This is a genomic window from Pseudomonas sp. 05N431, from assembly GCF_056397005.1.
In genome coordinates, this window is sequence record NZ_JBFTMN010000006.1 from 184,076 (window position 1) to 205,727 (window position 21,652).

General features: G+C 56.6%; 19 protein-coding genes and 1 pseudogene. 9 read left to right on the plus strand and 11 right to left on the minus strand.

Going from position 1 to position 21,652, the window contains the following annotated elements; all coding sequences use genetic code 11:
* Nucleotides 1-291 precede the first annotated feature (291 nt).
* The 5 genes from AC1DIG_RS13475 (at nt 292) to AC1DIG_RS13495 (ending at nt 5,377) form a co-directional block, all read left to right on the plus strand.
* A complete protein-coding gene (locus tag AC1DIG_RS13475; RefSeq protein WP_477767696.1) occupies nt 292-1,008 on the plus strand; it encodes an ABC transporter permease in 717 nt (238 codons plus the stop codon).
* Nucleotides 1,009-1,032: 24 nt separating this feature from the next.
* Entirely contained in the window at nt 1,033-1,926 is an 894-nt protein-coding gene (locus AC1DIG_RS13480) for a glycine betaine ABC transporter substrate-binding protein (protein WP_477767697.1), read from the plus strand.
* A gap of 9 nt (nt 1,927-1,935) precedes the next feature.
* Nucleotides 1,936-2,589 (plus strand): ABC transporter permease, encoded by a 654-nt coding sequence (locus AC1DIG_RS13485; RefSeq protein ID WP_477767698.1) that lies wholly within the window; start codon nt 1,936-1,938, stop codon nt 2,587-2,589.
* Nucleotides 2,586-3,743, plus strand: a complete 1,158-nt coding sequence (locus AC1DIG_RS13490; protein WP_477767699.1) for an osmoprotectant ABC transporter ATP-binding protein OsmV — start codon at nt 2,586-2,588, stop codon at nt 3,741-3,743. Before AC1DIG_RS13485 ends, AC1DIG_RS13490 begins: the two co-directional genes overlap by 4 nt.
* 470 nt (nt 3,744-4,213) lie before the next feature.
* On the plus strand, nt 4,214-5,377 hold the full coding sequence (locus tag AC1DIG_RS13495; RefSeq protein WP_477767700.1) for a type III PLP-dependent enzyme: 1,164 nt from the start codon (nt 4,214-4,216) through the stop codon (nt 5,375-5,377).
* 96 nt (nt 5,378-5,473) lie between these two features.
* On the opposite strand, the gene AC1DIG_RS13500 is transcribed toward AC1DIG_RS13495, so the two are convergent.
* Together AC1DIG_RS13500 and AC1DIG_RS13505 are read right to left on the minus strand one after the other, a co-directional pair.
* On the minus strand, nt 5,474-6,226 hold the full coding sequence (locus tag AC1DIG_RS13500; RefSeq protein WP_477767701.1) for a tetratricopeptide repeat protein: 753 nt from the start codon (nt 6,224-6,226) through the stop codon (nt 5,474-5,476).
* A gap of 2 nt (nt 6,227-6,228) precedes the next feature.
* Nucleotides 6,229-6,909, minus strand: a complete 681-nt coding sequence (locus tag AC1DIG_RS13505; RefSeq protein ID WP_054594043.1) for a Fe2+-dependent dioxygenase — start codon at nt 6,907-6,909, stop codon at nt 6,229-6,231.
* 206 nt (nt 6,910-7,115) lie between these two features.
* Between AC1DIG_RS13505 and AC1DIG_RS13510 the strand changes: the two genes are divergently transcribed.
* Together AC1DIG_RS13510 and AC1DIG_RS13515 are read left to right on the plus strand one after the other, a co-directional pair.
* Nucleotides 7,116-9,440: a TonB-dependent receptor gene (locus AC1DIG_RS13510; RefSeq protein ID WP_477767702.1), complete on the plus strand. Its 2,325-nt coding sequence runs from the start codon at nt 7,116-7,118 to the stop codon at nt 9,438-9,440.
* Between the two features lie 146 nt (nt 9,441-9,586).
* The gene (locus AC1DIG_RS13515; RefSeq protein WP_477767703.1) at nt 9,587-12,118 is read left to right on the plus strand and encodes a PepSY domain-containing protein; all 2,532 of its coding nucleotides are present in this window, start codon (nt 9,587-9,589) and stop codon (nt 12,116-12,118) included.
* A gap of 159 nt (nt 12,119-12,277) precedes the next feature.
* Here AC1DIG_RS13515 and AC1DIG_RS13520 read toward each other — a convergent pair whose 3' ends face one another.
* From AC1DIG_RS13520 to AC1DIG_RS13545, 6 genes are read right to left on the minus strand one after another with little or no spacing between them, the layout of a single operon-like run.
* Nucleotides 12,278-12,922, minus strand: a complete 645-nt coding sequence (locus tag AC1DIG_RS13520; protein WP_477767704.1) for a substrate-binding periplasmic protein — start codon at nt 12,920-12,922, stop codon at nt 12,278-12,280.
* Entirely contained in the window at nt 12,906-14,159 is a 1,254-nt protein-coding gene (locus AC1DIG_RS13525; RefSeq protein ID WP_477767705.1) for an ATP-grasp domain-containing protein, read from the minus strand. The genes AC1DIG_RS13520 and AC1DIG_RS13525 overlap by 17 nt, the downstream gene beginning before the upstream one ends.
* Nucleotides 14,134-15,048: an EamA family transporter gene (locus tag AC1DIG_RS13530; protein ID WP_477767706.1), complete on the minus strand. Its 915-nt coding sequence runs from the start codon at nt 15,046-15,048 to the stop codon at nt 14,134-14,136. Before AC1DIG_RS13530 ends, AC1DIG_RS13525 begins: the two co-directional genes overlap by 26 nt.
* The gene (locus AC1DIG_RS13535) at nt 15,015-15,650 is read right to left on the minus strand and encodes a LysE family translocator (protein WP_477767707.1); all 636 of its coding nucleotides are present in this window, start codon (nt 15,648-15,650) and stop codon (nt 15,015-15,017) included. Before AC1DIG_RS13535 ends, AC1DIG_RS13530 begins: the two co-directional genes overlap by 34 nt.
* On the minus strand, nt 15,651-15,818 hold the full coding sequence (locus AC1DIG_RS13540; protein ID WP_477767708.1) for a rubredoxin: 168 nt from the start codon (nt 15,816-15,818) through the stop codon (nt 15,651-15,653).
* 44 nt (nt 15,819-15,862) lie between these two features.
* The gene (locus tag AC1DIG_RS13545; protein ID WP_477767709.1) at nt 15,863-16,678 is read right to left on the minus strand and encodes an iron-containing redox enzyme family protein; all 816 of its coding nucleotides are present in this window, start codon (nt 16,676-16,678) and stop codon (nt 15,863-15,865) included.
* 290 nt (nt 16,679-16,968) lie between these two features.
* Here AC1DIG_RS13545 and AC1DIG_RS13550 point away from each other — a divergent pair, with 290 nt between their 5' ends.
* Nucleotides 16,969-17,133 (plus strand): hypothetical protein, encoded by a 165-nt coding sequence (locus tag AC1DIG_RS13550; protein WP_477767791.1) that lies wholly within the window; start codon nt 16,969-16,971, stop codon nt 17,131-17,133.
* A 540-nt stretch (nt 17,134-17,673) separates the two neighbouring features.
* The gene (locus AC1DIG_RS13555; protein ID WP_477767710.1) at nt 17,674-17,952 is read left to right on the plus strand and encodes a DUF3077 domain-containing protein; all 279 of its coding nucleotides are present in this window, start codon (nt 17,674-17,676) and stop codon (nt 17,950-17,952) included.
* 59 nt (nt 17,953-18,011) lie between these two features.
* On the opposite strand, the pseudogene AC1DIG_RS13560 reads toward AC1DIG_RS13555, so the two are convergent.
* The 3 genes and pseudogenes from AC1DIG_RS13560 to AC1DIG_RS13570 form a co-directional block, all read right to left on the minus strand.
* Nucleotides 18,012-18,173 (minus strand): annotated as a pseudogene (locus AC1DIG_RS13560) (helix-turn-helix domain-containing protein); the annotation flags it as partial.
* Nucleotides 18,170-19,711 (minus strand): alkaline phosphatase D family protein, encoded by a 1,542-nt coding sequence (locus AC1DIG_RS13565; protein ID WP_477767711.1) that lies wholly within the window; start codon nt 19,709-19,711, stop codon nt 18,170-18,172. The pseudogene AC1DIG_RS13560 and the gene AC1DIG_RS13565, both read right to left, overlap by 4 nt.
* Nucleotides 19,712-19,907: 196 nt before the next feature.
* Nucleotides 19,908-21,647, minus strand: a complete 1,740-nt coding sequence (locus AC1DIG_RS13570) for a PTS fructose-like transporter subunit IIB (RefSeq protein WP_477767712.1) — start codon at nt 21,645-21,647, stop codon at nt 19,908-19,910.
* Between the last annotated feature and the right edge of the window lie 5 nt (nt 21,648-21,652).

The window sequence follows — 21,652 nt, forward strand, 5'->3', positions numbered from 1 at the left end:
CGCAGCCTCGCGGGCTCGGCAGCTGCTACAGGATGTGAGGCGACTGGGGTGGCTAAATGCTGCTAATTGTGGAACCTTTTAAAGAGTGGAGGCGTCCACTCCCCTGTTACGACCTGTCGTCAGGGGCTGAAATATCAGCAAGTCAGCCTGACGAGGCTGCGCTTATGGCTCGATCTCATGCCGCTTTGCCGGCATCGGACGAGCTGCTTTTCGCGAACAGCGTCTTCGGCAGCCAAGTATGGCGTCGCCACACGAAGCACTGTCCGCCGACTGAAATAAAGGAGTCCGCCTGTGGCTATCCGCTATGGCAAAGGGCTAATAGGAGGAGCGGTTGTCGTCGCCCTTCTGGCCCTGCTGATCCACTGGATCGGCATCAACACGATCGACCTGTACCGCGACGATTTGTTGTTTTACCTGCAAGCTCATCTGATTCTCGTCCTCGCCTCCATGCTGGCCGCCCTCGTTGTGGGCATTCCCGCCGGTATCGTCCTCAGCCGCCCGACCATGGCCGGACGCGCTGAACGCTTCATGCAGCTCTTCAACATCGGTAACACCGTCCCACCTCTCGCCGTATTGGCCATCGCCCTGGGGATTCTCGGGATCGGCAGCGGCCCGGCGATCTTCGCGTTGTTCCTCGCGTCCCTGTTGCCGATCGTGCGCAACACCTACGAAGGCCTGAAAAACGTTCAGGGTTCACTCAAGGAGGCGGCTGTCGGCATCGGCATGACCCCGCGTCAGGTGCTCTGGCGGGTCGAATTGCCAAATGCCGTGCCGATCATCATTGGCGGCGTGCGCGTTGCATTGGCGATCAACGTCGGCACCGCACCGCTGGCGTTCCTGATCGGCGCCAACAGCCTGGGCAGCCTGATTTTCCCCGGCATTGCCTTGAACAATCAGCCGCAACTGATCCTCGGCGCAGCCTGCACCGCCCTGCTGGCATTGCTGCTCGACGGTCTGGTGACACTGGCCAGCCGCCTCTGGCTGGAACGCGGTTTACCCCAGTCCTGAATCCGGCTGAGCGAAGGAATAATCATGAAGACATTGAGCTTATTACTAGGCTGCGTCCTGCTGTGCGCAGGATTTGCCCACGCAGCCGACAAACCGCTGATCCGCATCGGCGCCCGGGTGTTCACCGAACAAACCCTGCTCGCGGAAATCACCTCCCAATACCTGCGGACGAAGGGTTACGAGGTTCGGGTGACCGGCGGTCTGGGCAGCAGCCTGGCCCGTAGCGCCCATGAAAACGGCCAACTCGACCTGATGTGGGAATACACCGGCGTGTCGCTGGTGGCTTACAACCATGTCACCGAGAAACTCGACAGCGAACAGTCCTACGCGCGGGTCAAGGAGCTCGACGCGAAAAAGGGTCTGGTCTGGCTCACTCCGTCGAAATTCAGCAATACCTACGCCTTGGCGCTGCCGAAGAACGTTGCTGACGAATATCCGCAGATCAACCGCATCAGCGACTTGAACAACGTGCTCGGCGCTGAGGCGAAGGCCAACCACCTGGTAGCCCTGGACACCGAGTTCGCCAACCGTTCCGACGGTCTCAAAGGCATGGTCAAGCTCTACGGCATGAACCTGACCCGCAACAACATCCGGCAGATGGACGCCGGGCTGGTCTACACCGCGCTGCGTAATGGCCAGGTGTTTGCCGGTCTGGTCTACACCACCGACGGTCGCTTGAACGCCTTCAAGCTGAAACTGCTGGAAGACGACAAGCATTACTTCCCCGACTACACCGCTGCGCCGGTCGTACGTCAGGTGTACCTCGATGCCCATCCGCAACTGGCCCAACAACTCAAACCGCTGGCCGAACTGTTCGACGACCAAACCATGCGTCAGCTCAACGCCCGGGTCGATGTCGATCACGAAAGCCCTTCCGCCGTGGCCGCAGATTTCTTGCGCCAGCACCCCATCAACTGAGGAAAAGCCATGGAATTTCTCAACGCCTTTTCCCACCTGGACTGGCAACTCGTCCTGCACCTGACCTGGCAGCACATCACCCTGGTCGGCATCGCCGTGAGCCTGGCGATTCTGGTCGGCGTGCCGCTGGGCATTCTGATGACGCGCTTCCCGACGCTGGCCGGTCCCTTGCAAGCCAGCGCCACGGTGCTGTTGACCATTCCGTCGATTGCGCTGTTCGGCCTGCTGCTGCCGTTCTACTCGAAATTCGGTCAGGGCCTGGGACCGATGCCGGCCATCACCGCGGTGTTCCTGTATTCCCTGCTGCCGATCATGCGTAACACCTACCTGGCGCTGACCGGCGTCGAACCCGGCATTCGCGAAGCCGCGCGCGGCATCGGCATGACCTTCGGCCAACGCCTGCGCATGGTCGAGCTGCCGATTGCGGTGCCGGTGATCCTCGCCGGCGTGCGCACCGCCGTGGTCATGAACATTGGGGTGATGACCATCGCCGCGACCATCGGCGCCGGTGGTCTGGGCGTACTTATCCTCGCTGCCATTAGCCGCAGCGACATGTCGATGCTGATCGTCGGCGCGGTACTGGTCAGTCTTCTGGCGATCTTCGCCGACCTGCTTCTGCAATGGCTGCAACGCACGCTGACTCCAAAAGGACTCCTGAAATGATCGAACTTCAAAACCTCAGCAAAACTTTCCAAAGCAACGGCAAAGATGTGAAAGCCGTGGACTCGGTAAGCCTGATCGTCAATGAAGGCGAAATCTGTGTGTTCCTCGGACCATCGGGTTGCGGCAAGAGCACCACGCTGAAAATGATCAACCGCTTGATCAAGCCGACCTCGGGCAAAATCCTGATCAACGGCGAAGACACCACCGACCTCGACGCCGTAACGCTGCGCCGCAACATCGGTTATGTGATCCAGCAGATCGGCCTGTTCCCGAACATGACCATCGAGGAAAACATCACCATCGTTCCGCGCCTGCTCGGCTGGGACAAACAGCAATGCCATGACCGCGCCCGCGAGTTGATGAACATGATCAAACTAGAGCCCAAGCAGTATTTGAGCCGCTACCCGCGTGAGTTGTCCGGTGGTCAGCAACAACGGATCGGCGTGATCCGTGCCCTCGCCGCCGACGCTCCGCTGCTGTTGATGGACGAACCGTTCGGCGCGGTCGACCCGATCAACCGCGAGATGATCCAGAACGAGTTTTTCGAGATGCAACGGGCGCTGGGCAAAACCGTGATCATGGTCAGCCATGACATCGACGAAGCGATCAAGCTCGGCGACAAGATCGCGATCTTTCGTGGCGGCAAGCTGGTCCAGGTCGATCACCCGGATACCCTGCTCGCGCACCCGGCGGATGACTTTGTGAGCAACTTCGTCGGCCAGGACAGCACGCTCAAGCGCCTGCTGCTGGTCAAGGCCGAGGACGCGGCGGACAACGCGCCGTCGGTCAGCCCGGAAACCCCGGTGGCCGAAGCGCTGGAGTTGATGGACGAACTCGACCGCCGCTACGTGGTGGTCACCTGCGCCGACAACAAAGCCCTGGGCTATGTGCGCCGCCGCGATCTGCACCGTCAGACCGGCACCTGCGTGCAATACCTGCGCGAATTCAACGCCACGGCCGCCTATGACGAGCACCTGCGAATCCTGTTGTCACGCATGTACGAGTTCAACCGCTCATGGCTGCCGGTGATGGACGCCGAGCGGGTGTTCCTCGGTGAAGTGACGCAGGAATCGATTGCCGAGTACCTGAGCTCCGGGCGCTCACGGGGTGGCAAGACCAGCATTGTTTCGCCTGCCGAAGTAGCGTTGGCCTGACGGACGCCATCGCGAGCAAGCTCGCTCCCACATTGGATCTGTGGTGTGCATGCAATCTGTGCATCAACACACATCCCCTGTGGGAGCGAGCTTGCTCGCGATTAGGGGCACCACAACTCTCACCGAAACACCCCAAAATATCCCTCCAGCGGGAACATCAACCTGTCATCAGGGTCCGTTACACAAGTAACTGACCAGGACCGCACGACGGATGCGTGCAAAAACGCGACATTTTTTGTTGATCTCAAGGCCCTCACGCCCTAAAGTTCGCGCCGAACGTCCATGCTGGAAACGATCCATCCGGCTCAAGTACTGACGACGAGACAGCAAGGCCAAGGGAATCTGCATTTCCCATGGCCTTTTTGCTTTCGGCGACATGCCTTGGGAAGTAGGCGAACCAAAGTGGGGATACGGAGGACGTTCATTTGCACCCATTGTTTTTACCCGTTTGCCATTAGGAGCTCCCAAGTATGTCGATCAATGTCGAAGACTATTTCGCGCGCGAAACCTTTCAGAAAATGAAGGCCTTCGCCGACAAACAAGAAACCCCGTTCGTGGTGATCGACACCGCGATGATTGCCCAGGCCTATGACGACCTGCGTGCCGGTTTCGAATTTGCCAAGGTTTACTACGCGGTCAAGGCCAACCCGGCCGTCGAAATCATCGACCTGCTGAAAGAGAAAGGTTCGAGCTTCGACATCGCCTCGATCTACGAGCTGGACAAAGTGCTGGGCCGCGGCGTATCCCCGGATCGCATCAGCTACGGCAACACCATCAAGAAATCCAAGGACATTCGCTACTTCTTCGAGAAGGGCGTGCGTCTGTATGCCACCGACTCCGAAGCCGACCTGCGCAACATCGCCAAGGCTGCACCGGGCTCGAAAGTCTATGTACGTATCCTCACCGAAGGCTCGACCACCGCTGACTGGCCTTTGTCGCGCAAATTCGGTTGCCAGACCGACATGGCCATGGACCTGCTGATCCTCGCTCGCGACCTGGGCCTGGTGCCTTACGGCATCTCCTTCCACGTCGGCTCGCAGCAACGCGACATCAGTGTCTGGGACGCGGCAATCGCCAAGGTCAAAGTGATCTTCGAGCGTCTGAAAGAAGAAGACGGCATCCACCTCAAGCTGATCAACATGGGTGGCGGCTTCCCGGCCAACTACATCACCCGCACCAACAGCCTGGAAACCTACGCCGAAGAAATCATCCGTTTCCTCAAGGAAGACTTCGGTGACGACCTGCCGGAAATCATTCTCGAGCCAGGCCGTTCGCTGATCGCCAACGCCGGCATCCTGGTCAGCGAAGTGGTGTTGGTCGCGCGTAAATCCCGCACCGCTGTCGAGCGTTGGGTGTACACGGATGTGGGCAAGTTCTCCGGCCTGATCGAAACCATGGACGAAGCCATCAAGTTCCCGATCTGGACCGAGAAGAAAGGCGAGATGGAAGAAGTAGTCATCGCCGGCCCGACCTGCGACAGCGCCGACATCATGTACGAAAACTACAAGTACGGCCTGCCACTGAACCTGGCCATCGGTGACCGCCTGTACTGGCTGTCCACCGGCGCGTACACCACCAGCTACAGCGCCGTTGAGTTCAATGGTTTCCCGCCGTTGAAGTCGTTCTACGTTTAAGCGCAGATCGCTGTAAGCAAAAAGCCCATGACTCGTCATGGGCTTTTTTGTGCCTGAATGATCGTTACCACGCGGAACGTGGGAACGATCCATACCTTAATCCGTCAACTCGGTCGCCCGTCGCTGATAATCCGTGGCCAACGCCCGGATTTGTGGGTCGCTCGCACTCAACAGCGCCGTGCCTGCCACTTTCAAGAACTTCAAATTCCCACCCGCCAATGCCTCGTGCAGCCAGCTCAGCGCAGCCTCGATCTGCCCTTGGTCGGCCAGTACCGCCGCATAACTGAACTGCCCCCGAAAGTCCCCGCCCTCTGCCGAACGCCGATACCAGTCAACGGCCGCAAGAGGATCCGCCGGGCAGAATCGCCCCTCTTCCAGATAGCGCCCCAGCAGGTTCATCGACTTGGCGTGGCCCAGTTCAGCGGCGCGGCGATAAAGATTCAGGGCTTGCGCCTGATCCTCGATCACACCACGTCCAGTGGCCAGCAGGTTGGCGTAGTTGTACATCGCCCAGTCCAGCCCGGCATCGGCGGCGCAGCGATAATGCCCCGCAGCAACCGTGGCGTCGGCATTACAGCCCCAGCCATGTTCATGACAACGACCGAGCATGTTGCGCGCCATCAAATGCCCGCCGTTGGCGGCAATCTCGAACCAGCGCAAGGCCAACGCCTGATCCTTGGCTATGCCCTGCCCTTCGAGCAGGATTTGACCGAGCAAGGCCTGGCCATCGAGGAGCCCGGCCATTGCAGCGATCAGGATTGCCTGGGCGGCACGAGCCGGGCTTTCGGCGAGCATCGCGCTGAGTTGATCGCCGTCGAGGACTTCCTCACGGCGCAGTCGATAGCTCACGGCTAAACCTCGACCCAGCGACGCAGCAGATTGTGATAAGTGCCGGTCAGGCGGATCAGCGACGGGTGATCCGGCATGTCCCGGGTCAGTTGCTGGATCGCCTCGTCCATCTCGAACAGCAAGGCGCGCTGGCTGTCTTCGCGAACCAGGCTTTGGGTCCAGAAGAATGAGGCATACCGTGTGCCGCGAGTCACCGCGTTGACCTTGTGCAGGCTGGTGCCCGGATAGAGCACCAGGTCGCCGGCCGGCAATTTCACTCGCTGGGTGCCAAAGGTGTCCTGGATTTCCAGCTCGCCGCCGTCGTACTCGTCCGGGTCGCTGAAGAACAACGTCGACGACAGGTCGGTGCGAACGCGCTCGATGCTGCCCTTGGGCTGACGCACGGCGTTGTCGATATGAAAGTCAAAACTGCCCCCCGCCGTGTAGCAGTTGAGCAGCGGCGGGAAGACTTTGTGCGGTAACGCCGCTGACATGAATCGCGGATGTTTCCATAACCGTTCAAGCATCGCCGCGCCAATTTCCTGCGCCAGCGGGTGACCTTCCGGCAATTGCAGGTTGTGCTTGGCCTTGGCCGACTGAAAGCCTGCGGTGATCTTGCCGTCCGCCCAGTCAGCCTGCTCCAGCGCCTCGCGAATGCGCTGCACCTCTTCGCGGGAGAACAAGCCGGGAATATGCAGCAGCATGGGGCGATACCTGAGGGCAAAGGGATGCCAATGATATTGATTCTTATTGGCTATGTAAAATCGCTCTGACGGGTGAGTCCGCAAAACCCGTAAGGAAAAACTGTAAAGAATGTAAATTCAATGCAAATAGCAATATATCGCAATTGATACAAATACCTGTTTACCCTATATTCCGCGACCTCAAACCCTGGGGAGGGGAATTCACTATGTCACGCCAACTACCACAATCACCGGTCAGCTCACCGCGTTTACTCGCCTCTGCAATTGGCGTGGCGATCACTGCCAGCTCCGCAGCGCACATGGCTTACGCGACAGAAAAGACCGACGAAAAAGCGCCGCGCAATGCGATTGCCCTGGATGCCACCAGTGTCACCGGTGAAGCCCAGGATTCCACCTCCTACCAGGTCGAAAAAGCCTCTTCGCCCAAATACACCGCGCCGCTGATTGATACCCCGCGTTCGGTGACCGTGATTCCACAGCAGGTCCTCAAGGACACTGGCGCCCTCAACATGCAGGATGCGCTGCGCACCGTTCCGGGTATCACTTTCGGTGCCGGTGAAGGTGGCAATCCGCAGGGCGACCGCCCATTCATCCGTGGTTTCGACGCTCAGGGCGACACCTATCTGGATGGCGTGCGTGACACCGGTTCCCAGAGCCGTGAAATCTTCGCCGTTGAGTCGATCGAAGTCAGCAAGGGCCCGAACTCCGCAATTGGCGGTCGTGGCGCAGCGGGCGGCAGCATCAACCTGGTGAGCAAAAAAGCCCACCTGGGCGATTCGTTCAATGGCGGTTTCACCTGGGGCTCCGACCAGACCCAGCGCTACACCCTGGACAGCAACTACCAGTTCAGCGATACGGCCGCTGGCCGCCTGAACCTGTTGAGCCACGAAAGCAACGTCGCCGGCCGTGACAAGGTCGACTACGACCGTTGGGGCATCGCGCCGTCGCTGGCCTTCGGCCTGGGCACCGACACCCGCGTCAACCTCGACTACTACCATCTGCAAAGCAACGACTTGCCGGACTCGGGCATTCCGTACACCGTACCGGCTTCGGGCAAGACCGCTGATCGCACAAAGAGCAACCCGGACAAACCTTATGCGGGCGGTGACAGCAGCAACTTCTATGGCTTGACCGACCGCGACTTCCGCAAGACCCGTACCGATACCGCGACCTTCGCCATCGAGCACGACCTGAGCGACGCGCTGACCATCAAGAACACCCTGCGCCATGGCACCAGCATGCAGGATTACATCCTGACCCAGCCGGACGACAGCAAAGGCAACGTGAACAACGGCAGCGTCTGGCGTCGTGCCAACACCCGTGTCAGCAACGTGGCGACCACCACCAACCAGACCGATCTGTTTGGCAACTTCTACATCGCCGGCTTCAAGAACAGCTTCTCCACCGGTGTCGAGTTCACCCGCGAAGAAGGCGAAAAATCCTCGTACAACGTGAACACCGATACCACCCCGGGATCGCCCGCGACATCGAGCACCAACTGCACGCCGTCGATGATCGGCGCGTCCAGCGGCTACAACTGCACCTCGCTGGCCAACCCGAACCCGAACGATCCGTGGAACGGCGCGATTTCGCGTAACTACGCGGGTACCGACACCACCGCCAACACACGGGCCCTGTACGTGTTCGACACGCTGGAACTGTCACCGCAATGGCTGGTGAACATGGGCCTGCGTTACGATCACTTCGACACCCAGTACAAGACCTTCACCGCGGCAGGTGCTACCACTGCCAAAGGCGCTGACACCAGCGAGTTCGTCACCGGCCAGTTGGGCGTCGTTTACAAACCAGCGGAAAACGGCAGCATCTATGCCTCTTATGCGACCTCCGCCACACCACCGGGCAACACCCTGGGCGAAGGCATGGACGGCAACCCGCTGTCGGGAACCACGGATCGCAACGGCAACTTGCTGAGCAGCGACATGAAGCCGGAAACCACCAAGAACTACGAAGTCGGCACCAAATGGGACCTGCTCAACGACCGCCTGTCGTTGACCGCCGCCGTGTTCCGTACCGAGAAAGAGAACGCTCGAGTCCAAGTTGATACCACTTCCTACGCAAACGCCGGCAAAACCCGCGTTCAAGGTATCGAGCTGTCGGCAAACGGCAAGATCACCGACAAATGGCAAGTCTTCGCCGGCTACGCCTACATGGACAGCGAGCAAGTCGATGGCGGCCCGTTGAACCACGCCACCGATGGCAACCAATTGCCTAACACCCCGAAAAACAGCGCCAGCCTGTGGTCGACTTACAACGTCACGCCGAAGCTGACCCTGGGTGGCGGCGCGTTCTATGTCGACGACGTGTTCGGCAGCGTGGCCAACACCACCATGGTCAACTCCTACGTTCGTTACGATGCGATGGCCAGCTACAAGTTGACCAAAAACGTCGACCTGCAACTGAACCTGCAAAACCTGACCGACGTGACCTACTACGACAAAGCCTTCGCCACCCACTTCGCCAATCAGGCGCCGGGCCGTACGGCATTGCTGAGCACCAACTTCCACTTCTGATAAAGAACCAAGTCGCCAAGCCCCGCCCATCACGATGAGCGGGGCTTTTGTGTGTAAAAAAGAATGTTTCTCGACAACTCACGGCATAATGCGCGCCGTGACGTTTCTTATTGAACAAACAGTTTTAGACGAACAAGGCGGTCGACGTGTTGAAGAAAACCCTGTTCCAGCTGCACTGGTTCTTCGGCATCAGTGCGGGTCTGGTACTGGCCTTGATGGGCATTACCGGTGCGGCGGTGTCGTTTCAGGATGAGATCCTGCGGGCACTCAACCCACAGGTCCTGCAGGTCGAGAAGCAAGTAGCCGGCGTGCTGCCGCCGGCCGATCTGGTGGCCAAGGTCGAAGCCACTGAAGGCAAGAAAGTCGCGATGCTTTGGGTCGAAACCGAGAGTGGCTTTGCGGCGCGCGTGTTCTTCACCCCGCCGCCGGGCGAGCGCCGTGGCCAGTTGCGCTACGTCGATCCGTACACCGGCGACTACATGGGCGATGCCGTCGGCCAGGACTTTTTTGGCCTGATGCTGCAACTGCACCGTTTCCTGGCGATGGGCGATACAGGCCGGCAAATTACCGGTGCCTGCACACTGATTCTGATTTTCTTCTGCCTGTCCGGGCTCTACTTGCGCTGGCCGCGTCAGGTGGCGAGCTGGCGTGCCTGGCTGACCCTCGACTGGGCGAAAAAAGGTCGCAGCTTCAACTGGGACCTGCACTCGGTCGCGGGCACCTGGTGCTTGCTGGTGTATTTGTTGGCCGCACTGACCGGGCTGTCCTGGTCCTATGAGTGGTACAACAAGGGCTTGAGCAAACTGCTGTCCGATGCACCGCAAAACGAGCGCATCAGACCAGGTCGTGGTGCACCGCCACCGGCCGGCCCTCTGCCGACCGCCGATTACAACGCGATCTGGAGCAGCATCTACAGCGCCGCCGGGCCGGGCCTGAGCGCCTATAACGTGCGCATGCCACCGGTGGCCGGCCAACCAGCCACCGTGTTCTATCTATTGAAAAACTCACCCCATGACCGGGCACTGAACCAGATCACTCTCGACCCGGCCACTGGTGTTATCAGCCGTCATGATCGCTACGGCGACAAGAGCTTCAAGGCCCAACTGTTCACCAGCATTTACGCGCTGCACGTTGGCAGTTACTTCGGTCTCGTCGGGCGAATTGTGCTGACGCTGGCCTCGCTGACGATGCCGCTGTTCTTCATCACCGGCTGGTTGCTGTACCTGGACCGTCGACGCAAGAAACGTCAGATCAAAAACGCCCGTAAAGACCTGGTGCACACCACCAGCGATGCACCGGCGTGGCTGATCGGCTTTGCCAGCCAGAGCGGTTTTGCCGAACAGTTGGCGTGGCAGACCGCCAGCCAATTGCAGACCGCCGGGTTGCCGGTAAAAGTGCAATCGCTGGCGGCTGTCAGCGAGCAGGACCTGCGCGAGTCGAGCCATGCGCTGTTCGTGGTCAGCACCTTTGGCGACGGCGAAGCACCGGACAGCGCTCGTGGTTTCGAGCGCAAAGTGCTTGGTCGGGCGCTGAGCCTTTCGAGCCTGAACTACGCCGTGCTTGGCCTCGGTGATCGGCAGTATCAACACTTCTGCGGCTTCGCCAAACGCTTGCACAGCTGGCTTTCGGAACACGGTGGCACCACGTTGTTTGCCCCCGTGGAAGTCGACAGCGGCGACCCGTACGCCCTGCGCCATTGGCAGCAGCAACTCGGTCAACTGACCGGGCAGCCACCGGTCGATACCTGGAAAGCCCCGAGCTACAACAACTGGACCTTGAGCAAACGCGAACTGCTCAACCCTGACAGCAGCGGCGCCGACGTTTACCTGCTGGGCCTGACGGCACCTAACACCAGCAGTTGGCTGGCCGGCGACCTGGTTGAAGTGCTGCCGCGCAACTGCCGAGGCGCGATTGAACAGTTCCTTGATGGACTGGGCATCGCCGGCAACAGTCGGGTGCAAATCAATGGCGTGCAGGAAACCCTGGAACACGCCTTGACCAGCCGTCAATTACCCGAAAATCGCGTGCACTTGGTCGGCTTGCACGCTCAGGCGCTGGTCGATGCGCTGGTGCCATTGGCCATGCGCGAATACTCGATCGCCTCGATTGCCGCCGACGGCGTGCTAGAACTGCTGGTGCGTCAGGAATGCCATGCGGATGGGAGCCTGGGCATCGGCTCCGGCTGGCTGACCGAATACGCACCATTGGGTTCTGCCATCAGCCTGCGAGTGCGGCGCAACAGCGGTTTCCATCTACCGGCCACGCCCGTACCGATGATTCTGCTGGGCAACGGCACCGGGCTGGCTGGCCTGCGTAGCTTGCTCAAGGCGCGAATTGCCGATGGCCAGACACGCAACTGGCTGCTGTTCGGCGAACGCAATCGCGAGCATGACTTCCTCTGTCGCGATGAACTCGAGGGATGGTTGATCGAAGGCGATCTGGAGCGGCTGGACCTGGCGTTTTCGCGGGATCAGGCGGAGAAGATCTACGTTCAGGATCGCCTGCGTCAACGCGCCGTCGAGCTGAAGAAATGGCTGGCGGACGGTGCATCGATCTACATCTGCGGCAGCCTGCAAGGGATGGCGTCGGGGGTGGATCAGGTGCTCAACGAAGTGCTCGGTGTTGATGAAGTCGAGCGGTTGATCGAACAGGGCAGGTATCGACGGGACGTCTACTAAAACCCCATCACCCTAACCCCAGGGGGAGAGGGGACGTTCACCCCTCACTCGTTAATTTAGGCGAGTGGTGGGTGCACTAAAAATCATGAACGTTGCGCGACTTGAGAGCGTTTTATATGGATATTCCATTGGATCTGGAACAATGAGTATGCTGGAAAATTAAACCGATAGTTTCCCGACCTTTGATATTCCAAAATTTAATGCTTTCAGCAGAAAATCTTCGGTTTTGCTTACGACAACACTCGATCCATCACCGAAATAATTCGGCGCCACAATCAATGTCTCATGTAGTTTTAAACTCAAAGCTGGCATGTTACGAATAAAAAGCCTAGCCGTATCAATTCCCACCAGCAGACTATCGACCGAATCACCTTGGAAATTTGTCGCCAGAGCATCCAGATTCGGAAACTCATAGACAGTGAGAGCACCCAACTCTGACTGGGCATACCTTTGATGATTTGAACCAGCAAGCACACCAATCGATCGTGCCGCGTTGAAACCGTTTAGCCTGCCTTTGTAGATAATTGCTTCTGGCGAATCAAAATAAGGAACGGTAAAGTTATAAAACAATTCTCGCTTGTCTGTTCGGGAGATACTGGAAAATATCGCATGTACATCAGCGGCATCCAGAGACTGAAAAAGCTCATTCCACTTCATTGGAACAAACTGACACTCAAGCCCGGCAACAGCACATACAATATGCAAATAGTCTAATTCAACACCACAACCTCTGCCGCCATCAACAAAGGTGAACGGAATGTTTTCAGAGTCGTAGCCTATCAAGTACTTACCAGGCGTTTTCATACAACGCCCCCTCTAACACCTTAAGCGCCTTATAATCGCGTTCTAACTCATTGATCCCCTCACCTACTAGGTAAACGATCCCCGGGCAGGTTTCCATGCTTATGGTTCTTGTTAACTTGGATCCTTTGACAGGCAGATGAAGCTCATCAGCATACGTATTGAGTTCCCTAATGGACTTCAAAGCCGAGTCATCGATTACTTCGAGATCACGAGGGCATCTCATCAATACCGCAAGGCAATTTAGTTTATTACCAGAGAAGCTTTGTGTTTGAAGCTCAAATAGTTGAGGATTGCCATACGCCAATGCAGTTAAAGTAACATGGCTATGACCAACTGCACTCAATACAACATTATGACAAATAGAACCCTGCATCCTGGCGCCCAACTCAATAAGCACAGGGGCGTTTCTTCGCGAACACCACATGACTTCTATATGGGCGGGACCGTAGGAAATCCCCAAGGCGTCAAGGCACTGCCTTGAATAGCTGATGAGTTGCGCCTCTTCAAGACTCGGAAATTTCAGGTCAAGCAGATATTCTTTGTCGCCGAGATAGCCATGCTCTGGATCTTCCACTCTGCACTCTCTCCAAGCATCTGAAATAAAATGCTCACCATTACGACTTACCGTATTTACAATATACTGAACTCCCGAAAGCCTTTCTTGAACTAATAGCATGCTATTAATTGAGCCCATTGAGTTGACTTTATTCAGCAATCGCTGAAACGCTGAAGTCACCTCATCGGCTGTACTACAAAAAAACACTCCATCAGAACCTGCACTGTCCAAAGGTTTTACAACAACCGTTGAAACTTTACGTGTTTCAAACCACTGTATTGCGACATCCGCAGAACTCGTCTCCAGGCTATCGATATACTCGACTCCGGCATCCCTCAAAGCACCCTGCATAAGGTATTTATTTCTACGATGTGCAGTCTTATCAAAATCATTACCCTGCAAACTCAGCTTTTTGATTAGTTGATCAGCCAACAACACACCCGACTCACACCCAGGAACTATAAAGTCAACGCCTACCTCTTCTAACTCCATCGCCGTCTGCTCAAGAGTTTTTGCTATGATATTTCTCGTGAACTCTTCAGGTCTGAAGCATTCACGGTCGAACTCAAGAATAGGATCCATTGACTGGACATGGATGACTTCATATCCGTGTTTTTTTAGCTCAACCGGTAAAAATCGACCTGTTGAATAAGCATCAACTATTGCAGCGCATTTTGGCATGTTCGGCAGCCTTCATATTTCTGACTATTTGAATGATCGATATGGCGACAATTGAAAAACAACAAAATGCTGTTATCAAGGAAGGCGGAAAAGGATGTTGCAGCCATTGAAACACCAATACAAAAAGTGGTGTGCTCGACAACAAAATCTCCAGAAGCACTGGCTCCAGATACTTTATACCTTCTTGGAGTAAATATACGGCGGGAATTATCCCGAGCACTGAAACTATCAATGTTGCCTTCATGGTTTCGGCGTTCAAGTGAAATGTATCGTTGAACAGCGAGCAAGCAAATGAAAGGGCGATGAGCAGATAGAATCTGGAGGAGAGAATTGTGAATGTATTTATACCTTTGTCGTACATGGATTTATTCATGACGGTGAGCGCCGCATCCGAAAGAGCCGCGTAGACCGCAATACAGAGCCCTAAAACCATGACGGCGGTAGGTATCTCTGACCCCGCCCGAAAGCCATCGTAAAACAACAAAACCGTTACCATCAGCGACAGCAGACACATCACCATATCGCCGCGGTCGCTTGCCGAGTCGGGCCGATAAATCCTGTTAATACAAAAAGTGAATACCGGAGCTAATGAAGTTGCAACACCTATTACCATTGCAGGGGGGAGTAATGAGATAGCCAAAAATATCCCACCCCAACTACCAGCCGTCCAGAAATTCAAAAACAGCAGGTGCTTGCGGCCAAGCAGATTTTTTGACCTTTTTAGACGTGCAACCATCATAAAAAATACAGCTGTTAGCAGCATCGATAATGACGTCATCAGGAAAACATCATGATTCATAAATAGCGTGGAACGATAAACATCTTGCCAACCAGTAAGAGCATTATGAATCAGAATCAGTAAGCATCCAAAAACCAGTCCATTCCCCATAAATATCCTTTATCCTTGATAAAGCTGTGTAGCGTCCATAAAGAAAAGACAATCAAATAAAAGCCACTCAACCAGTTCAGCAGGCGAAAACTTACTCTTCCAGACAAAGCTTTCCCAACAGCATCACCACCGAGTGCATATACCATTTGACAGGATAAGCTGCCAACAAAAAAACCGGCCAAGGAAAGAGACACATTGACAGTCGATTCGCTTGAGTTATTGGCGATGACATACGAAGTAATTGCAACAACAGTCAACGGGTTGGTCATCGTCAATGCAAACACAGAAATGAACCCTGCCTGACGCGCGGCCGACGTGTCTGGATCGGCGCACTTGGCTATCGTTACTCCCAAATAAAAGAGATAGACTATGGAGGCGACTGTCAGTATGTCCTGACGTTCCAATACAAAAGTTTTCACAAACGCTACACCCATCAACGCGATGGCTGCATATAAGACATCGGCTACTGCTGCGCCGAATGCGCTAGGTATTGCACTCAATCGCCCATTCAGAATGGATTGTCTTAATATGATCAAGGCAATCGGCCCAAATGATATAGACAACACCATAGAAAACAATAGGGATTGCTGAAAGTCACGCACTTACTTATTGACCTCCTTAAACATTTTCTTCTTGGCTCGACAATGAGGGCATTTGAACCCCTCGGCCAGATCTTCCCACTTGGTGCCCGGTTCGATATCTTCCAGCGGTTCACCCTCCAGCTCTGAATAAGTGTAATGGCAAAGCTGGCACTCATACTCTTTTGACATAACTAATCCCTGTTAAAGAAGCGGGCCTTCGGCCCGCATGAAATTTATTGGATCGATGCACTCAGGCGTTTATTCAATGCTGAAAACATTTGCTCAAAACCATCCATAAAAGCCATAGCACCTCTCATGGCTTGCGGTCCGATACTCTCATTTTTTTCCAAATAGGAAACGAGAATGTCCCGACCCGTTGCCACATGCATCGGCTCTACATCACAGTGAATAGAGAAAAATGCCAACACAGGATCATCCTGATCCTTTAGGCCATATTCCCCCGCGTACATCTGGAAGCCTTCAAGGAAGTATTGAAACTCTCTTGATGATGTCATTTCCGACGCGAGATGAAAGCCCAGAGACTCGCCAAGAAACTCCGAACGGTACATCCGGTGGGTGTTATTACCCATTGCCACGCCTTCGGGCAGCACATGTTTATTATCAAAAAGATCAGCGTCCGAAAGACCTAAATGAAAGGTAAGCTCTTTGAACATCTGATGATGCGTCGGCAGCATATGTTTGCTGTGTTGATGCAAACCGTATTCGTCTACGGAGGCATAGAGAATATGAGCCGCTTTGGCAGTGCCGTTCCAGGCATCCTCTTTGATCCATTCATCTGTAACCCGAGCGGCCAACGCAATAATACCGGCAGGTACATCTTTGAAGAATGCCCAAACAGTTCCGAAGAATACCGCCAGCCCCTCATGATCTAACGGTTTATTCGCCAGAATCCGGCCAAATCTGTCAAGCTCTTTAATTGCTCCGTGCCTGACGATAGCGGCTGCAATATTATTATAAGTGGCATCGTGTTTTGTATTGCGCAGGGCCTGTTCATTTTCCCTTACATTGAAAGCTTCCTGAATACTCATCGACCTCTCCATTAATTCCTTGGTTTTATTTTTTTCGGTCCTTGTTGCGCAATCCAGCGCGAAATAAATATTCATTTTTCGGAAAATTTTGTCAACAAACTCCTTAGTAGAACTCGATATTCATTACTATTTTTGGGAAGGGCGGCTAGTTAAAGATACCCGGCCAGAGCGGTTTCCGGCTAATCGTTACGTCATATTTCCAATCAGCAAAACCGGCTGCTTGAAGTGAGTTGGCCAAGACTGGCTCACTACTCGGATCGAAGGAGCCCGTATGGCTTTCAGGACGAGACATGACACGGGTGGCAAGGGACGTGGATCGCGAGACCTTCGAATTCCTCGGCTTTGCCTTCATCGGTGAAGGCGATGAAGCCGAACTTGCAAGCGAGACCTTCATCGACAATACCGACTACGCGCAAAACCATCATTACAGCCCTGCAACAGCAAACCGCGTTTGAGGATTACAGCATCGCTGCGCAGTAACCGCTGAAATTGATCGCTCCGATGCTCGCATGGGAACGAGCGTCAAACGTAGGACCGTTCTGAATTTTGCTTTTGGACATCCAGTTGATTTCCGAGCGACCTCCCTGCACGACCGCGCCCTGCGGCGCTCCCCCTCGCCAACACCTCAAAAAACCGTACCCGAGCCACCACATCGCTACGATTGTTCGCCCAATCTGCCCAAGCTAACTTCAAACCGTCGCTGCCCATTCAGCGACCGGGCCTGATAACCCGGGTAATATATAGGCGCACCAACGCCCACCTCACGAATGCTGGCGTTTTTTATACCCGCAATTTCGTGCCATGGCGGCTGTGCGTGGGAGACCCACGGGTCTGCCGGGTCCTATATACCGGTTTATCAGCCTGCGCATGGCTGCCACCCATTCGCCTGATAACGAATGAAGCAGCTCTCACTGATATAGGAGTTTTGCCAATGCTCGTTTTCGATCCAACCAACGTTCGCGCTTTTACTACCTCCGCCCCTTCGGAGGTGCCCAATGACTAATCCCCCAGATCTGACAACCGCCGGTCTCACGCCCTTCTCCATCCACTGCGACCAACCCCTCTTTCGCGTCAACAGCGGCGTTCCCCTCCGCGAAGCCTTGTCCCACGTTTCCGACTTGCTCCACCTCTCCAAACTGCTGGCCGAAGACGCGGCGATGGAACGCGGTACGGACCGCTATGCCTGGGCGTCGCACTATTTGCAGGAAATGAGCAAAGCGGTGATCGATGACGTAGTGAAGGTGCTTGGCACACGGGACAACCAGCGCAATTGAACGGAAAAAGCCCCGCGTTTCTCTCGAAGGCGGGGCTTTTCAGGTGTTCAGTTATCCGCTCAAAGGGCGCCTAGCCGCTCAATCATGTCGGGGAATTTCTCCACCAGCCTTATCAACAAAGCAGCCTGAGCATTGGGCTTCGACTTATCCTGCTCCCGATTTCTCAGGGTGCAGGGACTGGTTCTGATTCTCTTGGCAAAAACGGCCTGAGACACGATCAAACCGGCTGCAACCGCTGCTCAAACACCGCCACCCCATCCAGATCCCGCAGGATCACGCTCATTTCGCTGGTCTGGCCGTCGATATTTACCTCGCCAAAAAACTGAAACCCGGCAAACGGTGAGGTGTTCTGCGCCGGCGGGGCTTTCTCGAACACCACTTCGGGGCCGAAGGTTTTATCCAGCGGGTTGGGGCCGAAGCTGCCGGCATTCAAGGGACCTGCGACGAACTCCCAGAACGGTTCGAAGTCCTGAAACGCTGCGCGATCCGGGTGGTAATGGTGAGCAGCGCAGTAATGCACATCGGCCGTCAGCCAGACGAAGTTGCGCACTTGCTGTGCCCGCAAGAAACCCAACAACTCAGCGATCTCCAGCTCGCGGCCCTGGGCCGGGCCAGGATCACCGTTGGCCACGGCTTCCCAGCGCGGCACGCCGGGGCTGACTTCGCCATCGGGCACGCCAAGACCAATCGGCATGTCGGCGGCGATGACTTTCCACTGCGCGCCGGAGTTTTTCAATTCACGCTTGAGCCACTCCAGTTGCTCGCGTCCGAGGAAGGCTTTTTCGCCGCCGAGGTTGTCGTCGTTGGCCCCGCGATAGCTGCGCATGTCCAGCACAAACACATCCAGCAGCGGCCCGTAACCGAGCTTGCGATAGATCCGTCCGCCGTTGTCGGCGGCCTGCAAGCGCACCGGCGCGTATTCGAGCCAGGCTTGCCGCGCACGGCCGACCAGGCTGTGGATATCTTTGCTCTTATAGCGCTCGTCGAGCTGTTTGCCCGGCGACCAGTTATTCACCACTTCGTGGTCGTCCCACTGCCAGATCTGCGGCACCTCGGCATTGAAACGGCGGATGTTTTCGTCCATCAGGTTGTAGCGATAATTGCCGCGATACTCGTCGAGGGTTTCCGCAACTTTGCTTTTGGCCTCAGTGGTGATGTTGCGCCACACCCGACCGCTTTCAGTGGTCAGTTGCGCCGGCACCGGGCCGTCGGCGTAGATGGTGTCGCCGCTGTGGATAAAGAAGTCCGGCAGGCGCAAGCGCATGGCTTCGTAGATGCGCATGCCACCGATATCCGGGTTGATCCCGAAGCCCTGGCCGACGGTGTCGCCACTCCAGACAAAACGGATGTCGCGACGGGTCTGTGGCACGCTGCGCAGGTGACCGAACCACGGTTCGCTGGCCACACCAGTTTGGGCGTCTTCGAAGTACACGCGGTAGAAGATCGCCTGATCGGCGGGCAATCCGCTCAGCTCGACCCGGGCCGTGAAGTCGGTGCGGGCATCAGCCAACGGTGAGACGAAACGCCGAGGATTGCTGAACAGGCTGCGAGTGTCCCATTCCACGACCATCCGCGCCGGGCGGTCGCTGCGGCTCCAGATCATCGCCCGATCACCCAGCAGGTCGCCGGACTGAACACCATCGGTGAGCTGTGGACGATCCTTGACCGAGGCGATCACTGCCGGAGCCAGGCCAGGTAACAACAAACCGGCGCCGACAGCCTGCATCACTCGACGGCGTCCCAAGTCGAATTCGCTCATGGAGTTCTCCCTAAAAGGAAAACTTAAACATGGCTGTGTGAATCCGATGTGACACAAAAATCTGCCGGTGCAGCAGATCCCTGTGGGAGCGGGCTTGCCCGCGAAGACGGTTTAACATTCAACAAAGATACTGACTGTCAGACCGCTATCGTCGGATCGCCGCCCGGAGCAAGCTCGCTCCCACAGAATATGGCGGTCAGGCGTTGGCCGGCTCCAATGCCAACTCGGCGACTTCCGGGCGTTTGACCGCTGCGTAAACCACCGCTGTCAGCAAACTCCCGGCAACAATCGCCAGCAAGTACAGCAGCGCATGGTTGATCGCGTTCGGGATCAGCATGACGAACAGCCCACCGTGCGGCGCCATCAGTTTGCAGCCGAAATACATCGACAGCGCACCGGCCAGTGCACCACCGGCGATGCTTGCCGGAATCACCCGCAGCGGGTCCTTGGCGGCGAACGGAATCGCCCCTTCGGAGATAAAGCACAGCCCCAGCACCAAGGCAGCTTTACCGGCTTCGCGCTCAGTCTGGGCAAACTTGCGCCGGGCGATGAACGTGGCGATGCCGAGGCCAATCGGCGGCACCATGCCAGCGGCCATGGTCGCGGCCATCGGTGCATAACTTTGCGACGCCAGCAGCCCCACCGAGAATGCATAAGCGGCTTTGTTGATCGGCCCACCGAGGTCGACGCACATCATGCCGCCGAGCAATACCCCCAGCAGAATCGCATTGGTAGTGCCCATGCTGTCGAGGAAATGCGTCAGGCTTTCCAGCAGTCCGGCGACCGGTTTGCCGACCACATAGATCATCACCAGGCCGGTGAACAGACTCGCCAGTAACGGGATGATCAGGATCGGCTTCAGCGCTTCCAGACTTTGCGGCAGGCGCGCATAACGGTTGATCGCCTGCGCCGCGTAACCGGCGATGAAGCCGGCAATGATCCCGCCGATAAACCCGGCGCCCAAGGTACTCGCCAACAGACCACCAATCATCCCCGGCGCCAGGCCAGGACGGTCAGCAATCGAGTAGGCGATGTAACCCGCCAGCAGCGGCACCATCAACTTGAACGCCGTATCGCCACCGATCTGCATCAATGCCGCCGCCAGCGTGCCCGGTTCCTTGAACGCAGTGATGCCGAAGACAAACGACAGCGCGATCATCAAACCACCGGCCACGACCATCGGCAGCATGAACGAGACGCCCGTCAGCAGGTGTTTGTAGACCCCGGTTTTCTCTTTCTTGGCCGGGCCTTGGGCGCCGGTCGACGCGGTTTCCTGCGTGCCTTCGGCCAAGGCTTTGTTGAGTGTGGCTTCGGCCTGTTTCAGTGCGATACCGGTGCCGCAGCGGTAGATTTTCTTGCCGGCGAAACGCTCGGTGGCGACTTCGATGTCCGCCGCCAACAGCACCACATCAGCATCCGCGATGGCTTGCGCGCTCAACGGATTGCGTGCGCCGACCGAGCCCTGGGTTTCCACCTGCAAGTCATAACCCAGACGCTTGGCCGCCTGCTGCAAGGCTTCGGCGGCCATGAAGGTGTGAGCGACACCGGTCGGGCAGGCAGTGACCGCCACCAGACGCGGTGCAGTTTTGCTGACAGTTGCGGGTTCGACGACGGCTTGCGGCGCGACGTAGATCTGGGCTTCTTCAGCGCCACGGCGCAGCACCGCATCGACGTCTTGCAGGGCTTGGGACGGCGTGCTCTGGAACACCCGCTTGCCGACAAACCGCGACATATCCACAGTCCCGGTGCTGACCAGCAACACCCACTCGGCATCCTCGAGCGTCGCTGCGGACAACTGACGCTCCGGGTGCGCTGCGTCATACACTTCAACGCAGGTCATCCAGCCTTGACGCTGCGCGGCGGCATCGAGCAAACGCGCGCACAGCACACTGGTAACCATGCCATTCGGGCAGGCAGTAACAATGGCTAACTTCATGACCA

Coding starts and splice junctions, on each gene's coding strand:
- AC1DIG_RS13525 (WP_477767705.1), bottom strand. CDS start 14,159: ATGCCAAAATGCGCTGCAATAGTTGATGCTTATTCAACAGGTCGATTT.
- AC1DIG_RS13505 (WP_054594043.1), bottom strand. CDS start 6,909: ATGCTGCTGCATATTCCCGGCTTGTTCTCCCGCGAAGAGGTGCAGCGC.
- AC1DIG_RS13485 (WP_477767698.1), top strand. CDS start 1,936: ATGGAATTTCTCAACGCCTTTTCCCACCTGGACTGGCAACTCGTCCTG.
- AC1DIG_RS13540 (WP_477767708.1), bottom strand. CDS start 15,818: ATGTCAAAAGAGTATGAGTGCCAGCTTTGCCATTACACTTATTCAGAG.
- AC1DIG_RS13495 (WP_477767700.1), top strand. CDS start 4,214: ATGTCGATCAATGTCGAAGACTATTTCGCGCGCGAAACCTTTCAGAAA.
- AC1DIG_RS13520 (WP_477767704.1), bottom strand. CDS start 12,922: ATGAAAACGCCTGGTAAGTACTTGATAGGCTACGACTCTGAAAACATT.
- AC1DIG_RS13570 (WP_477767712.1), bottom strand. CDS start 21,647: ATGAAGTTAGCCATTGTTACTGCCTGCCCGAATGGCATGGTTACCAGT.
- AC1DIG_RS13555 (WP_477767710.1), top strand. CDS start 17,674: ATGACTAATCCCCCAGATCTGACAACCGCCGGTCTCACGCCCTTCTCC.
- AC1DIG_RS13530 (WP_477767706.1), bottom strand. CDS start 15,048: ATGGGGAATGGACTGGTTTTTGGATGCTTACTGATTCTGATTCATAAT.
- AC1DIG_RS13565 (WP_477767711.1), bottom strand. CDS start 19,711: ATGAGCGAATTCGACTTGGGACGCCGTCGAGTGATGCAGGCTGTCGGC.
- AC1DIG_RS13480 (WP_477767697.1), top strand. CDS start 1,033: ATGAAGACATTGAGCTTATTACTAGGCTGCGTCCTGCTGTGCGCAGGA.
- AC1DIG_RS13490 (WP_477767699.1), top strand. CDS start 2,586: ATGATCGAACTTCAAAACCTCAGCAAAACTTTCCAAAGCAACGGCAAA.
- AC1DIG_RS13545 (WP_477767709.1), bottom strand. CDS start 16,678: ATGAGTATTCAGGAAGCTTTCAATGTAAGGGAAAATGAACAGGCCCTG.
- AC1DIG_RS13510 (WP_477767702.1), top strand. CDS start 7,116: ATGTCACGCCAACTACCACAATCACCGGTCAGCTCACCGCGTTTACTC.
- AC1DIG_RS13550 (WP_477767791.1), top strand. CDS start 16,969: ATGACACGGGTGGCAAGGGACGTGGATCGCGAGACCTTCGAATTCCTC.